Source organism: Nocardioides luteus, assembly GCF_000960475.2.
GTDB classification, from domain to species: Bacteria; Actinomycetota; Actinomycetes; order Propionibacteriales; family Nocardioidaceae; genus Nocardioides; species Nocardioides luteus_A.
The window spans coordinates 1-16223 of sequence record NZ_JZDQ02000014.1 but is presented as its reverse complement, the minus strand read 5'-3'; the positions used below and the strand labels follow the sequence as shown (position 1 = coordinate 16223).

19 protein-coding genes are annotated in these 16223 nt (G+C 70.0%); 10 read left to right on the top strand and 9 right to left on the bottom strand.

Features of this window, described 5'->3' with window-relative positions:
* Positions 1-87: 87 nt before the first annotated feature.
* Genes UG56_RS11390 through UG56_RS11380 form a run of 3 tightly spaced genes read right to left on the bottom strand, consistent with a single transcriptional unit; the run spans position 88 to position 2148 of the window.
* On the bottom strand, positions 88-420 hold the full coding sequence (locus UG56_RS11390; RefSeq protein ID WP_045550177.1) for a hypothetical protein: 333 nt from the start codon (positions 418-420) through the stop codon (positions 88-90).
* A gap of 21 nt (positions 421-441) precedes the next feature.
* The gene (locus tag UG56_RS11385; RefSeq protein ID WP_045550178.1) at positions 442-1107 is read right to left on the bottom strand and encodes an alkaline phosphatase family protein; all 666 of its coding nucleotides are present in this window, start codon (positions 1105-1107) and stop codon (positions 442-444) included.
* 42 nt (positions 1108-1149) lie between these two features.
* Positions 1150-2148, bottom strand: a complete 999-nt coding sequence (locus tag UG56_RS11380) for an alkaline phosphatase family protein (protein WP_084100922.1) — start codon at positions 2146-2148, stop codon at positions 1150-1152.
* A gap of 118 nt (positions 2149-2266) precedes the next feature.
* Between UG56_RS11380 and murI the strand changes: the two genes are divergently transcribed.
* On the top strand, positions 2267-3124 hold the full coding sequence (murI, locus tag UG56_RS11375) for a glutamate racemase (protein ID WP_045550181.1): 858 nt from the start codon (positions 2267-2269) through the stop codon (positions 3122-3124).
* Complete coding sequence (locus tag UG56_RS11370) at positions 3121-3891, top strand: MBL fold metallo-hydrolase (protein ID WP_256206567.1); 771 nt, start codon at positions 3121-3123, stop codon at positions 3889-3891. The genes murI and UG56_RS11370 overlap by 4 nt, the downstream gene beginning before the upstream one ends.
* A gap of 131 nt (positions 3892-4022) precedes the next feature.
* Here the strand turns inward: UG56_RS11370 and UG56_RS11365 are convergent, their stop codons facing one another.
* Together UG56_RS11365 and UG56_RS11360 are read right to left on the bottom strand one after the other, a co-directional pair.
* Complete coding sequence (locus UG56_RS11365) at positions 4023-4709, bottom strand: response regulator (protein ID WP_084100919.1); 687 nt, start codon at positions 4707-4709, stop codon at positions 4023-4025.
* Positions 4706-5866: a sensor histidine kinase gene (locus UG56_RS11360; protein WP_256206565.1), complete on the bottom strand. Its 1161-nt coding sequence runs from the start codon at positions 5864-5866 to the stop codon at positions 4706-4708. The genes UG56_RS11365 and UG56_RS11360 overlap by 4 nt, the downstream gene beginning before the upstream one ends.
* A 133-nt stretch (positions 5867-5999) precedes the next feature.
* Between UG56_RS11360 and UG56_RS11355 the strand changes: the two genes are divergently transcribed.
* The 5 genes from UG56_RS11355 to rdgB all read left to right on the top strand — a co-directional run bounded on the left by UG56_RS11355 (position 6000) and on the right by rdgB (position 9939).
* A complete protein-coding gene (locus UG56_RS11355; RefSeq protein WP_177191461.1) occupies positions 6000-6929 on the top strand; it encodes an ABC transporter ATP-binding protein in 930 nt (309 codons plus the stop codon).
* Positions 6926-7765, top strand: coding sequence for an ABC transporter permease subunit (locus UG56_RS11350; protein WP_045548528.1), 840 nt, complete (start codon positions 6926-6928; stop codon positions 7763-7765). Before UG56_RS11355 ends, UG56_RS11350 begins: the two co-directional genes overlap by 4 nt.
* Positions 7766-7838: 73 nt before the next feature.
* The gene (locus tag UG56_RS11345) at positions 7839-8618 is read left to right on the top strand and encodes an SGNH/GDSL hydrolase family protein (RefSeq protein WP_045548527.1); all 780 of its coding nucleotides are present in this window, start codon (positions 7839-7841) and stop codon (positions 8616-8618) included.
* 9 nt (positions 8619-8627) lie between these two features.
* Positions 8628-9335 carry a ribonuclease PH gene (rph, locus tag UG56_RS11340; protein ID WP_045548526.1) on the top strand — a complete coding sequence of 236 codons (708 nt, stop codon included), beginning with the start codon at positions 8628-8630 and terminating at the stop codon, positions 9333-9335.
* Complete coding sequence (gene rdgB / locus UG56_RS11335; protein ID WP_084100916.1) at positions 9325-9939, top strand: RdgB/HAM1 family non-canonical purine NTP pyrophosphatase; 615 nt, start codon at positions 9325-9327, stop codon at positions 9937-9939. Before rph ends, rdgB begins: the two co-directional genes overlap by 11 nt.
* An 8-nt stretch (positions 9940-9947) precedes the next feature.
* On the opposite strand, the gene UG56_RS11330 is transcribed toward rdgB, so the two are convergent.
* Genes UG56_RS11330 through cls form a run of 3 tightly spaced genes read right to left on the bottom strand, consistent with a single transcriptional unit; the run spans position 9948 to position 12665 of the window.
* Positions 9948-10664, bottom strand: a complete 717-nt coding sequence (locus UG56_RS11330) for a cytochrome c biogenesis CcdA family protein (RefSeq protein WP_045548525.1) — start codon at positions 10662-10664, stop codon at positions 9948-9950.
* On the bottom strand, positions 10661-11149 hold the full coding sequence (locus tag UG56_RS11325; protein ID WP_045548535.1) for a thioredoxin family protein: 489 nt from the start codon (positions 11147-11149) through the stop codon (positions 10661-10663). The genes UG56_RS11330 and UG56_RS11325 overlap by 4 nt, the downstream gene beginning before the upstream one ends.
* Before the next feature lie 49 nt (positions 11150-11198).
* Positions 11199-12665, bottom strand: coding sequence for a cardiolipin synthase (gene cls / locus UG56_RS11320; protein WP_045548524.1), 1467 nt, complete (start codon positions 12663-12665; stop codon positions 11199-11201).
* A 45-nt stretch (positions 12666-12710) separates the two neighbouring features.
* Here cls and UG56_RS11315 point away from each other — a divergent pair, with 45 nt between their 5' ends.
* From UG56_RS11315 to UG56_RS11305, 3 genes are read left to right on the top strand one after another with little or no spacing between them, the layout of a single operon-like run.
* On the top strand, positions 12711-13589 hold the full coding sequence (locus UG56_RS11315; RefSeq protein ID WP_045548523.1) for an alpha/beta hydrolase: 879 nt from the start codon (positions 12711-12713) through the stop codon (positions 13587-13589).
* Positions 13586-14230, top strand: a complete 645-nt coding sequence (locus UG56_RS11310) for a class I SAM-dependent methyltransferase (RefSeq protein ID WP_045548522.1) — start codon at positions 13586-13588, stop codon at positions 14228-14230. Before UG56_RS11315 ends, UG56_RS11310 begins: the two co-directional genes overlap by 4 nt.
* An 18-nt stretch (positions 14231-14248) precedes the next feature.
* On the top strand, positions 14249-14821 hold the full coding sequence (locus UG56_RS11305; protein WP_045548521.1) for a hypothetical protein: 573 nt from the start codon (positions 14249-14251) through the stop codon (positions 14819-14821).
* A gap of 10 nt (positions 14822-14831) precedes the next feature.
* Here UG56_RS11305 and UG56_RS11300 read toward each other — a convergent pair whose 3' ends face one another.
* Positions 14832-16073, bottom strand: coding sequence for an inositol monophosphatase family protein (locus UG56_RS11300; RefSeq protein WP_256206564.1), 1242 nt, complete (start codon positions 16071-16073; stop codon positions 14832-14834).
* Positions 16074-16223 lie beyond the last annotated feature (150 nt).

Here is a 16223-nt window from a genome sequence, read left to right as displayed (position 1 = left end):
GCTCCCCTCACGCGGTTACGTTGCGAACGTACCTCACGGTTGCGTTTCCTTGTGGTGGTCTCGACAAGCTCGGCACTCGGTTACCGGCTACTCGACGTCGAGCGTCTGGTCCTTGCCGATGTCGCTGGTCTCGATGGGGCCGAGGCCGAGGAGGTCCAGGGCCAGGTTGCCGAGATCGGCGTTGCGGATGGGCTGGGGACCCTCGTAGTCGGGGCGGCCCTTGCCGGGATCGTGGTAGTCGTCGGTGTTGAGCTCGTAGAGGTCGGCGCCGGCAGCGGCGTCCGGGCCCCACACGACGAACGGGATCCGGTAGTTCTCGTAGACCTTCTCGGAGTGGTTGGTGATCCCCGGCTTGAAGCCGTGGTCGGCGGTGAGGATGACGTCGAGGTCCTTCTTCAGGTCGGCGTCCTCGTCGATCACCTTCAGGAACTCACCGACCTCCTAGTCCGACTCCGCGACGGCGTCGAGGTAGTCCGGCGACATCCCGCCCGACTTGTGCCCGGCGACGTCGGGGAGCGAGAGGTGGACGAAGGTGAGGTCCCGCTGCTCGTCGGCCAGGTCCTCGACCGCCTCCGGGACCAGCTTGGCGTGGTCGTCGATCGGCACGAACAGGTCGATGTCGTCCTCCCAGGCCCGCTGCCACAGCTCGAACTTCTGCTTGGTCACGAAGACGCCCGTGCTGAGCCCGGCCTCGTGGGCCACGGTGAACACCGAGTCCTCGTCCTTCGAGATCGACTTCGACGGGTCGCCGACGTTCCAGGTGACCCCGTGACCGCCCTCGTCGGCGTCGATCGGGTCGCTGGTGACCATGCCGGTGTGGTTGGGCAGGGTGATGTTCTTCTCGTACGCCGTGCGGGCGTTGAGCGTCGAGGCGCCCTCGTCGATCAGCCGGTGGATGTTCGGCGTCTTCGCCGGACCGAGCTTCGTCAGCGCGTCCGGGTTGAGCCCGTCGATCGAGATCGCGAGCACCTTCCGGTCGGACTGGGCGGGCTCACGCTTCGCGCTTCTGCCGCCGTCGCCGTCCCGGTCGGGCAGCGCGGTGAAGGCGACGACGAGCACCACGACGACGAAGATGCCGAGGGAGACGAGAGGGAAGAGGCGACGCACCGGCACACCCTAAGTGAACCCGACGGCACCCCGGGCGAACGCTCAGCGAATGTCTAGTGACTGAGCGGAGTTCAGCGTGCTGCCGGGGATCGGGCCCAGGCCGAGCAGGTCCAGGGCCAGGTTGCCGAGGTCGCCGTTGCGGATCGGCTGCCTGCCGTCGTACGTCGCCCGGCTGGTCCCGGGCGCGCGGTAGTCGGGGTTGAGCCGGTAGAGCGAGGCGCCGCGGGCGACGCCGGGACCCCACACCACGAACGGGATCCGGTAGTTGGGGTAGAGGTGGGCACTGTGGTCGGTGGCGCCCGACTTGAAGCCGTGGTCGGCGGTCAGGATGACGTACGTCGACCCCTTCAGCGCGCTCGAGGAGTCGATCGCCTTGAGCAGCCTGCCGATGCGGGCGTCGGTGCGGATCACCGAGGCGCGGTAGGCCGCGCTCATCCCGCCGTCGCGGTGGCCGTAGTGGTCGGGGGAGCCGAGGTGGACGAAGGTGAAGGCGCGCTTCCTGGTCGCCAGGTCGGTGGCCGCGCGGTCGACCAGGTCGGCGTCGCCGTCGACCACGAACCGGTCGATGGAGGGCCAGGAGCGGTCGAAGAGGCCGAACTTGGACTTCGAGGCGAACAGGGCGCTGCTCCGGCCGGCGCGCCCGACCTGGCTGAAGACCGACGAGACCGGGTGTCCGGCGGCCTCCTGCACCGTCATCCACGACCGGTCGGTGTTCCAGGTGACCCCGTGGCCGTGGGCGGAGCGGGTGATCCGGCGGCTGGTGACCATCGAGGTGTGGTTGGGGAGGGTGACGCTCTGCTCGTACTCGCTGCGCGCCTCGCGGGTCGAGGCGCCGCCACGCATCAGCCGGTAGAGGTTCGGCAGGTGCCCGGGCCCGAGCTTCTCGATCGCGGTCACGCTGAGCCCGTCGACGGAGATCGCCAGCACCCGCTTCGTCGTCGCCGCCTGCGCGGGCCGTCCGGGCAGGTCGACGACCGCGAAGGTGACGCCCAGCAGGGCGATCAGGACCACCAGCATCAGCGAGCGCCGAGAAATCGTCATAACCGGACGTTAACAACATCGAACCGCCCTGCTCATGAACGTGAGATGGATCTCGGGTATGTCTCGAGTGACCCCCAGCACTGCCAAGCAGCGGTGTTTGGGCCTAGCCTTGACGATCGTGCAGTCCGTCTCGTCCCTGGGTTCGACCTCGCCCCTGGGTTCAGCCCAGCCCGACCGCGACGCTCCGATCGGGATCTTCGACTCGGGCTTCGGTGGTCTGACCGTGGCGCGGTCGGTGATCGACCAGCTCGCCCACGAGTCGATCCTGTACGTCGGCGACACCGCCCGTGCGCCCTACGGGCCGCGGCCGATCGCCGAGGTGCGCGAGTACGCCCTGGAGTGCCTCGACCATCTCGTCGAGCAGGGCGTGAAAGCCCTGGTCATCGCGTGCAACTCGGCCTCGGCCGCGATGCTGCGCGACGCCCGTGAGCGTTACAAGCCGTTGCCCGTGGTCGAGGTGATCCTGCCGGCGACCCGCCGCGCCGTCGCCGCCTCCCGCACCGGCCGTATCGGGGTGATCTGTACCCACGCGACGGCCGAGTCGATGGCCTACGACGACGCCTTCGCCGCCGCGCCCCACGTCTCGCTGCACACCCGGGCGTGCCCCCGGTTCGTCCCGTTCGTCGAGGCCGGCGTCACCGGCGGCGACGAGCTCCTGGCTGCCGCGCACGAATATCTGGACCCGCTGACCAGTGCCGGGGTCGACACGCTGATCCTCGGGTGCACCCACTATCCGCTCCTGACTGGTGTGATCTCCTATGTGATGGGCGACAACGTGACGCTGGTCAGCAGCGCCGAGGAGTCGGCGAAGGACGTCTACCGCGTCCTCGCCGAGAACGACCTCATGCGCGAAGGCGGCGAGCCCACCTACAGGTTCCTGACCACGGGCAACCCGGCCGAGTTCAAGGCCATCGGCGCCCGGTTCCTCGGCCCCGAGCTCGCGGCCGCCCAGCAGTTCGCCGGAGGCCTCGGATGACGTCCGGCATGCGGCTGACCGTCATCGGGTGCTCGGGCTCCTATCCCGGGCCCGAGAGCCCCGCCTCCTGCTATCTCGTCGAGGCCGACGACTCGGAGGGGCGGACCTGGCGGATCGTGCTCGACATGGGCAACGGCGCGCTCGGTGTCCTGCAGCGCTACGTGGACCCGCTGCTGATCGACGCGGTCCTGCTCTCGCACCTGCACGCCGACCACTGCGTCGACATGACCTCCTACTACGTCCTGCGCAAGTGGCACCCGACCGGCCCGCAGCCGCCGATCCCGGTCTACGGCCCCAAGGGCACCGGCCGGCGGCTGGCGAAGGCCTACGACCTCCCCAAGCGCCCCGGGATGCGCGAGGAGTTCGCGTTCTCGACCTACACCGGGCCGATCAATCTCGGTCCGTTCGTGGTCACCCCGACGCCCGTGGAGCATCCCGTCGATGCGTACGGGCTGCGGATCGAGGCGCACGGCAAGGTCATCGCCTACAGCGGCGACACCGCCGAGACCGAGGCGCTCCTCGACATCGCCACCGACGCCGACCTGTTCGTGTGCGAGGCCGCCTTCCGCGACGGCGTCGAGAATCCTCCCGGGGTCCACATCACCGGCGTCCACGCGGGGGAGTACGCCACCAAGGCTCACGTGAAGAAGCTGGTCATCACCCACGTCCCGCCCTGGCACGACTCCGCCGATGCGCTCCGCGAGGCGCGGTCTGCGTTCGACGGGCCGACCGAGCTGGCGGCTACGGGGGCTGTGTACGACGTCTGAGGTCCGGTAGGGATACCCGGTTGACCGGCCTCTACAAATTTTCCAGGCCTGCACTTCTCAGGTGTTGCAACGCCAGAGAAGTGCAGGAACAACCTGAACGGTGTGACCCGTGTGGTCGGTGAGACGAGCGCTCAGACCAGCCCGGCGTCGTGGACGGTGATCGCGATCTGGACCCGGTTGGTGGCGCCGAGCTTGTCGAAGAGGCGCGAGACGTGCGCCTTGACGGTCGGGATGGAGAGGTAGAGCTCCTTGGCGATCTCGGCGTTGCTCAGCCCGCGCCCGACGGCGAGCGCGACCTCGTGCTCGCGCTCGGTGAGCGCCTCGAGGCGGCGCCCGGCGGCAGCGGCGCGCTCGCCGGTCGGCTCGGCACGGAGCCGGGTGATCAGGGTGCGGGTCGCCTTGGGGGAGAGGATCGGCTCGCCCGCGGCGACCGCACGGATCGCCGAGACGATCTCGGGCGGAGGCGTGTCCTTGAGCAGGAACCCGTCGGCGCCGGCGGCGAGAGCGTCGACGACGTACTCGTCGGCACCGAAGGTGGTCAGCACGATGACGCGCGGCTTCTGCGGCTCGGACATCAGGCGCCGGGTCGCCTCGAGGCCGTTGATCCGCGGCATCCGGATGTCCATCAGCACCACGTCAGGGGCGGACGTACGCACCAGAGCGAGCGCCTCCTGGCCGTCGGTCGCCTCGCCGACGACCTCGATGTCGGCCTGGCCGCCGAGCATCAGCCCGAGGGCCGAGCGCACGAGCGGGTCGTCGTCGACGATCCCCACCTTGATCTTGGCCAAGCTCTCCGGAGTGGTCCCTGGGCTGCTCACTGGCCCCACGGTAGCCATGCTTCGAGGATGAAGACATCCTTTTCCGTGCGGTGCGCGAGCCGTCCGCCCGCGAGGTCGACGCGCTCGGTGAGCCCGACCAGGCCGAGGCCGGCGCCGGGCGTGTTCGAGTCGAAGCCGAGCCGGTTGCGCAGCTCGACGTCGATGCCGTGCTCCTCGGAGCCACGCAGCGCGACCTGCAGCAGGGCTCCCGGGGCGTGCTTGCGCGAGTTGGTGATGCCTTCCTGCACGACCCGGTAGATCGACCGTCCGACCGCCTCCGGCGGCGAGCCCTCGACGTCGTCCTCGAAGGTGATGTTCATGCCGCCCGTGCGGGCCTCCTCGACGAGGCGGCCGATGTCGGCGTACGTCGGCTGGGGCGCGGTCTCGGGGTCCTCGCCGTTGCCGCGCAGCACGCCGAGCACGGTCCGGAGGTCGTCGAGGGCCCGGTGGGCGCCGTCGCGGATGGTGGCGACCTGGCCCCGGATCTCGTCGGCGGAGAGGTCCTCGCGGTAGGCGAGCGCGCCGGCCTGCATGGAGATGTGGGAGATGCGGTGGGCGAGCACGTCGTGCATCTCGCGGGCGATCCGCCGCCGCTCCGTCTCGCGGGCCTGCGAGACGCGCAGCGCCTGCTCGGCCTCAGCGGTCTCCGCCCGGAGCCGGAGCGTCGCGATCAGCTCGCGCCGGGAGCCGATGTACATGCCCCAGGCGACCATCGCGGCGATGACCGCCACGCTGACACCGACGTTGATGCCCCACAGCGCGAACCCCGTCGGTCCGGACGGGGTGGCCGTGTCCATCACCGCGAGCCAGAACATCCCGGCCACGAAGCTGAGCAGCGACATCGGGATGATCTCGCGCCAGCGCCGGCGGGTGGCCAGCGAGACCAGGGCGAGCGCGGACGCGCCGGCGGCGAGGATCGAGAACGCGCTGGCGACGGTGACGACGGTGACGACCGTGAGCGGCCAGCGACGCCGCCAGAAGACCAGGACCAGGCTGCCGACGCCGAGGACGAGGTCGAGCGCGAGTCGCCAGTCCGGCCAGCCGCCCACGCTGCTCGACAGACCGAGGGCGCTGATCCCGAGCGCGGCGAGATAGCGCCAGACGTGTCCCCACACGCTCAGGCGTGGCTGATAGTCGTCCGGGGAACGTTGCTGCACGGCGTACACGTTAATGACCCGACAGCCCTCGGACCCGATGCCGTGGTCGCGAGCGGACCCATACTTTTGTCGGGTTGCAGGTCATCCGTATGTCCGATGCTGCCCGGGCCGGCCGCACGGCAGGATGTACGTCATGATCAAAGTCGAAGGACTGACGAGGGTCTACGGGACCTTCACCGCGGTCGACGACGTGTCGTTCACCGCCGAGGCAGGCAAAGTCACCGGCTTCCTCGGCCCGAACGGCGCGGGCAAGTCGACCACCATGCGCATCATGGTCGGCCTGACCAACCCCACCAAGGGTCGGGCAACGATCAACGGCAGCCTCTATGCCGACCTCCCCAACCCGGGCCGCCACGTCGGTGTGCTGCTCGACGCCAGCGCCCAGCACGACGGTCGCACCGGCCGTGAGGTGCTCACGCTCGCCGCGATGACGATGGGTCTGCCGAAGTCGCGCGTCGACGAGATGCTCGAGCTGGTCTCGCTGACGCCGTCGGAGGCCAAGCGCCGGATCAAGAACTACTCCCTGGGCATGAAGCAGCGTCTCGGCATCGCCCACGCGCTGATCGGTGACCCGAAGGTGCTGATCCTGGACGAGCCGGCCAACGGTCTCGACCCGGCGGGCATCCGCTGGATGCGTGGCCTGCTCAAGGAGTACGCCGACCGCGGCGGCACCGTCCTGCTCTCCTCCCACCTGCTGCACGAGGTCGAGCAGATCGCCGACGAGCTGATCCTCATCGGCAACGGCCGCATCGTGGCCGAGGGCACCAAGGACACCATCCTCGCCAGCCAGGGCACCGCCGGCCAGTCGCTGGTCACCTCCCTGGACAACGAGGCGCTCACCGTGGCGCTCAAGGCCAAGGGCTACAGCGTCGAGCCGGTCGGCACCGGCATGCGGGTCTCGGCCGCTCCGGCCGAGGTGGGCAAGGCTGCCCTGGAGTCCAACGTCGTGCTCACCGACCTGCGCGACGGCGGCGCCGGCCTCGAGGACATCTTCCTGCAGCTCACCGCCGAAACCCAGCGCGAGAACGTCGCGCAGATCCACGCCGAAGGAGTCTCCGCATGAGCGCCGTATCCGTAGCGCCGTCGACGCCGCTGCCGGCGGTGACCAAGGTGCCGTTCGGTCGGCTCCTGCTGGTCGAGTGGCGCAAGATGACCGACACCCGCGCCGGGCGCGCCCTGCTGATCATCTCGGCGGGCATGCTGCTGCTGGCGATGGGCATCGTGGTCCTGGTGGCCGCGCTCAACGACAACTTCTCGCTGGGGCTCTCGGCCTGGTCCTCGATCCTGACGATCCCGCTCTCGCTGCTCACCCCGGTGCTGGCGATCATGATCGTCACCCAGGAGTGGGGCCAGCGGACCAACATGGTCACCTTCAGCCTCGAGCCGAGCCGGCTTCGGGTGATGGCGGCGAAGCTGGTCGCCGTCGTCGCGCTCGCCCTGGTCCTGATCGCCGTGGCGCTCGTGTGCGGTGTCGTCGGCAACGCGCTCGCCGCGGCCGTCGGCGGCTACGACGCCAGCTGGTCGATCAACGGTGAGGTCCTCGCCTGGACGATCGTGCAGCAGCTGCTCTACTTCGTGAGCGCCTTCGGGCTTGCGATGTGCCTGCTCAGCACGCCGTTCTCGATCGTGGTCGTCTACGTCGACCAGCTGCTCCTGCCGCTGATGGTCTGGTCGACGCTCTACTTCATCTTCGACTGGGCCGCCGACGTGATCCCGTTCATCGACATGGGCTACGCGCTGTCGCCGTTCGCGGCGGGTGCCGGGTCGGTGCCGGCCGGCGCGGACCTTCCTGACGTCGGTACGCAGCAGGTGCTCGCACTGATCTGCAGCATCTTCCTGTGGGTCGTGGTCCCGGTCGCGCTCGGCGCCTACCGGGTCCTCAAGTCCGAGGTGAAGTAGTTCATCGGACTGTTCGCGACACGACACGCGGGGGTGGGTGCTTCGGCACCCACCCCCGTCACCGTTGTCGGACGTGGGCACCTACCTGCGTTACGCGGCGCTGGGCGACAGCGCCACCGTTGGGCTCGGCGACCCGGTCACCGAGGGTTGGCGAGGATGGGCCCGGCTGCTCGCCGAGGCTCTGGGACAGACGTACGACATCTCCTTCTGCAACACCGCGATCATCGGGGCGACCTCGACCGTGGTGGTCGAGCAGCAGCTCGCCGATGCGGTGGCGCACCGGCCCGATGTGGCCTCGCTGATCGTCGGGGTCAACGACGTGATGCGCTCGGCCTGGGACACCACCAGGCTGCGGAACGACCTGATGACCTGCGCCGACGCGCTCGCGGGCCAGGGTGCGCTGCTGATGACGGCGCGCTTCCACGACCACTCGGTGATGTGGCCGATGCCGGGCTGGATGAAGCGGTCGATCCAGCGGCGTACGGCCGATCTCAACGCCATCTGGGACGAGGTCCATGCCACCTACGGTGGCCTGCGGCTCGACCTGGGTGCGGTTCCCGACCTGCACGAGCGGAGGTTCTGGGCCGCCGACCGGCTGCATCCCTCGGAGCTCGGCCACCGGCGGATGGCGCGGGCGTTCGGGGAGCAGCTGGTGGCGTACGGCTTCTCCTTCGAGCCGCCCTCGCTGGAGCCGGCCGGCGGGCTGCCGACCAGCTGGCGGCAGGACCTGGCGTGGATGGCCGGGGAGGGCGTGCCGTGGATGGGTCGGCGGGCACGGGATCTGGGGCCGTGGGTCGTACGCCGGGCCTGGGCACGACCCAGCGGTGAACCCCGGCAGGAGACCGTTGCATAGGGTGGTCCCGTGACCACACGAGCTGACGGGCGCGCCGACGACGAGCTGCGCCCCATCAAGATCACCCGCAACTGGCTCGACCACGCGGCCGGTTCCGTCCTCATCGAGTTCGGCAAGACCCGTGTCCTGTGCGCCGCCTCCGCCTCCGAGGGCGTGCCGCGCTGGCGCAAGGGCTCCGGGCTGGGCTGGGTGACGGCGGAGTACGCGATGCTGCCCGCCTCCACCCACGAGCGCTCCTCGCGCGAGTCGGTGAAGGGCAAGATCGGCGGGCGTACGCACGAGATCTCCCGCCTGGTCGGGCGCTCGCTGCGCGCCGTCATCGACTACAAGGCGCTCGGCGAGAACACCATCAACATCGACTGTGACGTGCTCCAGGCCGACGGTGGCACCCGCACCGCGGCGATCACCGGCGCGTACGTCGCGCTGGCCGACGCCGTCGCCTCGCTGGGTGTCTCCAAGGCGCTGACCGGCTCCGTCGCCGCGATCTCGGTCGGGATCATCGACGGTGTGCCGCGGCTCGACCTTCCTTATGAGGAGGACGTCCGCGCCGAGACCGACATGAACATCGTGATGACGGGCGAGGGCAAGTTCGTCGAGGTGCAGGGCACCGCCGAGGGCGCCGCCTTCGACCGTGCCGAGCTCGACCTGCTGCTGGCGCTGGGCGAGAAGGGCTGTGCCGACCTGACCAAGCTGCAGGAGGCCGCACTTGCCGGCTGAGCCCAAGGTCCACGTCGCCTCGCGCAACGCCAAGAAGCTGGGCGAGATGTTCCGGATCCTCTCGCCGCTGGTGCCCGGGGTCTCGGTCGTCGGCCTCGACGACGTCGCCCACTACGACGAGCCGGTCGAGGACGCGCCCGACTTCGAGGGCAACGCGCTGATCAAGGCCAGGGCCGGCTTCAAGGCCACCGGGCTGCCGACCGTCGCCGACGATTCGGGTCTCTGCGTCGACGCGCTCAACGGGATGCCCGGCGTGCTCTCGGCCCGCTGGGGCGGCCCGCCCAAGTCGGACGCCCGCAACAACGAGCTGCTGCTCGCGCAGCTCTCCGATGTCCCCGACGAGCGCCGCGGCGCCCACTTCGCGTGCGCGATCGCCTTCGTCTGGGACGGCGGTGAGCTCGTCGTGGAGGGACGCATGGACGGCCGGATCATCCGCGAGGTCCGTGGCTCGGGCGGCTTCGGCTACGACGTCCTGTTCGTCGCGGTCGACACCGAGGACGGACGTACGTCCGCCGAGCTGTCGGTCGAGGAGAAGGACGCCATCTCCCACCGTGGTCGCGCCCTGCGCGAGATCGCTCCGCAGATCGCGAAGCTGCTGGCCTGAGCCAGCGGTCACCGATCGGTGCTGAGCCGATCCTCGAGGCCGATCTGCCAGTCGAAGAGGCCCTGCTCCACCAGCATGGTGAGCAGGGCCTTGTCGAACCCGGTCGCGATCGCGACGCCGATGAGGACGAGGACGGTGCCGAGCACCTTGTGGAAGAGACCCTCGGGGTCGATGGCCCACGTCAGCCGGCCGATCAGCGCGCGCCCACCCGCCATGACCGCAGCCAGCAGGAGGGTCAGGCCGACGACGTACGCGATCAGGTAGCCGAGCCCGCGCAGCGGGTCGGCCGGAAGGATCGCCGCCACGATCAGGGCGTACGTCGGGCTGCAGGCGCTGAAGACCGGGCCCATGCTCGCGCCCAGGAGGATGTCGCCGCCGAGCCCGCGACGGGTGCTCGCGCGGGCCAGGCGCTCCTGGGCGCGCGAACCGAGCCCGAGCCGTAACGCGACGGTGTCCCACAGCCGGGGCCAGATCATCACGACACCGAAGAGCGCCACGATCACCCCGGAGACGATGCTCCAGAACCGTGGCGGGACGTCGATCAGCAGCGTCGTCGACTTGAGCACGACGCTGAAAACGACGACCGAGACGCCCAGCGCGGCCACCGCCACCCACGGCCGCCGCTCGCCGGTCCCGCGGGAGAAGACGGCCGGCACGAACGCCACCACGCACGGGGCGAGCACCGAGAGCGCGCCGGCGAGGAACGACGCGACCAGCAGCGTCACCGGGTGTGCTCGAGGATGGCGTCGACCGACTTGTCCTGGCCGTAGCCCGACCACAGCCTGATCCGCGTGCCGGTGGCGTCGACGCGTACGAAGGTCGACTGGATCGTCACCCCGTACTTCTTGCGCAGGTCGGTCGCGGAGTCGTAGTCGACCTTCAGGATCTGCGTCTTGTCCGGCACCGTCCCGCCCTCGATCGCCTTCTCGAACCCACGGCACTCGGGGCACCACGGGGCGTGGAAGAAGAGGATCGTGTCGGTGTAGCACACGTCGGCCGCCGCCTCGGCGGAGTAGTCGGCGTAGCGGCCCGGCGTCTCGCACGAGGCCGACGAGCCCTCGGCCGACGGCGAGGTGACCGGCGCTGCCTCGGACGAGAGTGCCGCCGAGGGTGCCGACGACTCGGCCGGCGACGGTGCGGTCTCCGCCGAGCCGCAGCCGACGGTCACCGCGGCGACAAGGGCCAGCAGGACAAGGATTCGAGCGCTCATGATCACGGGTTCGGAGCGTACGGCCGCCCGGACTGGTGCGCCGGGAGACTCACTGCAGAGCGGCGGTCAGGCGCAGCACGTTGTCGACGTACGCCGCGACCCTCGGCCGCGCGAGCCACTCCTCGAGCAGCAGCTCGCGCGAGATGGCCCGGTAGCCGTCCTCGACCTTCCGCAGCTGCGCGACCGGGTCGCCGTCGAAGAGCATGAGCGAGACCTCGTAGTTGAGGGCGAACGAGCGCATGTCCATGTTGCTCGAGCCGAGCACAGCGACCTCGTCGTCGATGCTGAAGTGCTTGGAGTGGAGCACGGCGGGCTTGGGGTAGAGGTAGATGCGGACGCCCGCCTCCAGCAGCGCCTCGTAGTAGGAGCGCTGGGCGTGGTAGACCATGAACTGGTCCTTGCCCTCGCTGACGAACAGCTCCACCGCGACACCGCGCCGGGCGGCGGTCGTCACCGCGTAGAGGAGCGACTCGTCGGGCACGAAGTAGGGGCTGGTGATCGAGATCCGGTCCTTGGCCGCATAGATCAGCGAGGTGAAGGCGCGCAGGTTGTTCTCGGCGTCGACGCCCGGCCCGCTCGGCACGATCTGGCCGGTGACGTCACCGACGGGCTCCGAGCTCACCCAGACCGACGACGAGACGGCGAGCTCGGAGCGCAGCAGCTCGCCGGTCTCGGTGTTCCAGTCGCTGGCGAAGACGACGTTGAGCGCCGAGACCAGCGGCCCCTCGATCCGGGCGGTCAGCTCGACCCACTCGCGGCCGGCCCTGTGGTTCTTCGGCTTGTCGTAGCCGGGCTCGATGAGGTTCTGCGAGCCGGTGAACGCGACCCTGCCGTCGACGACCAGGAGCTTGCGGTGGTTGCGCAGGTCGGGCCTGCGGATCTGGCCGCGCAGGGGGTCGATCGGCAGCAGCCGGTGCCAGTCGATGGCAGAGGCATCGAGCCGCTTGACGAGCTGTCGCCAGACCGGGATGCCACGGGAGCCCAGGTGGTCGAGGAGGAGCCGGACGCTCACCCCGCGCGCCGTTGCCCGGTCGAGGGCGTCGAAGAACGGCTCGGTCATGTGGTCGCAGGCGGTGATGTAGAACTGCACGTGCACGTAGTGCTCAGCCTGGTCGACCGCCGCGGTCATCGCCTCGATCGAGCCGCGGTAGTCGGCGATGAGCTCGACCTGGTTCCCCGGCGTGGCGGGCAGCGAGCCGAGCCGCTCGTTGAGCTCGATCGTCGTCGCGTCGACCTGCGAGAGCGAGTCGGGGAAGGGCGGCCTCGGCAGCCCGGCGACGTACCGGGTCACCTCCTCGTTGAGCGCCCGCTGCCGCTCGTGGCGGCGGCGGTCGAGCCGCGTCTGCCCGAGCAGCAGGTATCCGATCAGGCCGACGCCGGGGATCAGGAAGATCGCCAGCAGCCACGCCATCGCGCTGCCGGGACGCCGGTTCTTCGGCACGACACCGAGGGCGACGACCTTGACCAGCAGGTCGATGATGTAGATCGAGGTCCCCATAACCCCCGTCACTGTCATGCGCCTCAGCATGCACCACGGCCACTCGTGTGGGAATCTTCTGACATGGTTCGACTCTTCCCCGCCGCCCGCCGTGCCATCGCCGCCGAGGAGGCCTCGCCACCGGTCTGGGAGGTCGACGTCGCCGCCCAGCGCGACGAGGCCCGCAAGCTCGCCGCGGCCGAGGCGAAGGAGGAGGTCGCGGAGGTCACCGGGATCGACGCCGACGGCGTCCCGTGCCGGCTCTACACCCCCGAGGACGTACGCGAGGGGCTGATCGTGCACCTCCACGGCGGTGGCTTCGTCTTCAACGACGTCGAGGTCCACGACGGCGCGTGCCGGAAGCTGGCCAACCGGAGCGGGCTGCGGGTGCTGTCGGTCGACTACCGCAGGCCGCCGGAGCACCCCTATCCCGCGGCTCCCGACGACGTCGACACGGTCATCAAGTGGCTGGCCAACGACCCGCTGCTGAGCGCGCTGCCGGCGTACGTCCACGGCGACAGCGCCGGCGGCAACCTCGCCCTCGTCGCGGCGCTGCGCAACCCGGGCGTCTTCGGCGCGATGGTGCTGGTCTACCCGTTCCTCGACCCGTCGATGAGCACCCCGGGCTACGCGATGGAGGACGGCTGGAGCGAGGAGGCGGCCTGGTACTGGAAGCAGTACGCCGCGACCGAGGCCGACCTCCGCAACCCCGACCTCGGTCCCTATCTCGCATCCGACGAGGAGCTCCGCAGCCTGCCGCCGACGCTGATCGTCAGCGCCGAGGGTGACATCCTCACCGACGAGAACGAGGACTTCGCGCTCCGGCTGGCCGACCTCGGCGTCGAGGTGGTCGCCTTCCGTGCGGTCGGGCAGATCCACGGCTTCTGGCGCCACGGGACGACGTTCCCCGCGGCGGAGTCGGTGATGGCGATGACCGGTGCCTTCTTGCGGGGACGCCCGTGACCGAGCCCTACGACGTCACCGAGACCCGGGCGGCCTACGACACGGTCTCCAAGGCGTACGCCGAGATCGTCGACCCCTCGGTGGCGGAGACCTCGTTCGACGCCGGCGTGCTCGACACGTTCGCGGCCTACGTACGCAAGGACGGGGGCGGGCTCGTTGGTGACATCGGCTGCGGTCCCGGGCGGATCACCGCCTACCTGGCCGCGCGTGGGCTCGACGTCTTCGGGGTCGATCTGTCGACGGGCATGATCGCGCAGGCGATGGAGCGGCATCCGGCGCTCCGGTTCGAGGTCGGCGACATGGCACGACTTCCGCTCCGCGACGGCGAGCTCGCCGGCGTGCTTGCCTGGTACTCGATGATCCACACCCCGCCGTCGCGCCGTCCCGAGGTGATCGCCGAGCTCGCCAGGGTCACCCGGCGCGGTGGGCGTTTCGTCACCGCCTTCCAGGTCGGCGACGAGCACGTCCGCCACATCGGCGCCTACGGTCACGACGTCACCTTCGACGGCTACCGGCTCCCTGTCGAGGCGACCAGCGCGCTCCTCGAGGAGGCAGGTTTCGAGGTCACCGCGACCGTGGTGCGCTCGGCCGAGAACTGGGAGCGGACGCCGCAGGCATATCTCGTCGCGCGGCGGCGCTGACGAGGGTACGTTGCGCCCATGACGCAGCAGCCCTACCACGTACCCCGCTTCTACCTTCGCCAGAAGGTCACGCCCTTCGCCAACAAGTACGTCGCCCAGGCCGCCAACCCCGACGGCTCGGAGGGGCAGGTGCTCGCCTTCGCACAGCAGAAGCGGCTGGCGTTCAAGGAGCAGGTGACGTTCTACGCCGACGAGTCGAAGTCGCAGGCCGTCTTCGCGTTCAAGGCGCGTGCGGTGATGGACCTCAACGCGGGCTACGACGTCACCGACGCCGCCGGCGCGCCGCTGGGCTTCTTCCGCAAGGACTTCGGCAAGAGCCTGCTGCGCTCGACCTTCCACATCGAAGGCCCCGGCTACGCCGGCACCGGTCAGGAGCGCAACCAGCTCGTCGCGATCCTGCGCCGCTTCACCGAGCTCGACTTCCTGCCGATCCACTTCGACTACGTGTCGTCCGAGGGTCAGCCGCTGATCTCGATCGAGCGCCGCTTCGCCTTCCGTGACAAGTACACCGTCACCGTCCACGACCCGCGCATCGACTTCCGCGTCGCTGCTGCCGTCGCGGTCGCGATGGACGCGCTGATGCAGCGCTGATCCTCTCGGCTCAGGGTGCGCCCGTCGCCTCCAGGTGCGGGCGGACCAGGTCCAGCAGCTTCCGGTGGGTGGCCTCGTCGGCCGCGGCGATCATCCCGCGGCCGGTGTGGATCGGGTTGCCCTCGAGGTCGGTCACGACGCAGCCGGCGGCCTGGCACAGCGCGATGCCGGCGGTGAAGTGGACGCTCCCCTCGAGGTAGCCGTCGGTGACGTACGCCGCCCGTCGGCCGGCCGCGACCCAGGCGACCGCGAGGGTTGAGGACATCACCCGCGGGCCGAAGTTGGCGCGCAGGTGCGGGTCGGCGACGAGCTGTCCGCCGACGAACGGCCGGTCGAGCATCCCGTCGCACTGGATGTCGACCAGCCGGGTCCGCGGGGTCGGGGTGAGGACCGTGTCGCCGCCGCCCCGGCGCAACCAGGCCCCGGTGGTCGAGCTCGTCGAGGCCCCGTCGGTCCAGAAGATCTCCTCGCTGATCGGGTCCGCCGCCACCGCTGCCGTGACGCCGTCGGGCGTCACGAGTGCGACGTTCACCGCGGCCAGCGGGGTCTGGGCGGCGTAGTTGAGGGTCCCGCAGAGCGGATCGACCAGCCACCGCCGCTCGCCGTCGCCGCTGCGGCCGGTCTCCTCGCCCTCGAAGGCGTCCTCGGGCCGGTAGGTCGCGATCGTCTCCCGGATCGCCTTCTCCGAGGCGATGTCCGCCTCGGTCGCGAAGTCGGTCGGCGACTTGTCGAAGTGGCTCAGATCCGTGCCGTACATCTCTCGTACGACCGCCGCCCCCGCCGTCGCCGCCGCGATCGCGACCGCCTCGTCCGGAAATGCTTGCCGGAAGGCGTCGATCGCCGGATCGAGTGACTCCTCCGGCTCGTCGCCGATGAAGACCGCCACCACCTCGGCCTCGGGATCCTCGGTCAGCGCCGGCAGGATCCGGTCGCGCCAGCTCCACAGGTTCGGATGGTCGTACTCTCCGTACGCCTCCGCGGGGGAGATCAGCTCGATCGCCCGCTCGAGGTCCTCTCTGGTCATCCTGTACGCCGCGGTGCCGCTCGTGTGTCCGACGACCGTCGCGATCACCACCGCCGGGAGGCGGTGGCCGTAGGCGTTGACCAGCTTGAAATGGTCTGGTTCGTAGGACGTCGCCGCCGAGGGGCGGAGCCCGACGCCGTGGGCCTGTGGGGGAGTCCAGCCAGCGATGGCTGTCTCGAACCGTGTGCGTGCCGCGAGGATCTCGTCCATCGTCTTCCACTGGGTCACGCTGGGGGAATCTATCTGTGTGTGCCTCGTGGCCGGGAGTGCTTTTCGGCTGCTGCTGTTGGGTGGGGGGTGCCCGGTGGTCGAGCTTGTCGAGACCACCCTGTGTGGGGCGTGATGCTCCGGTGGTCGAGCTTGTCGAGACCACCCTGT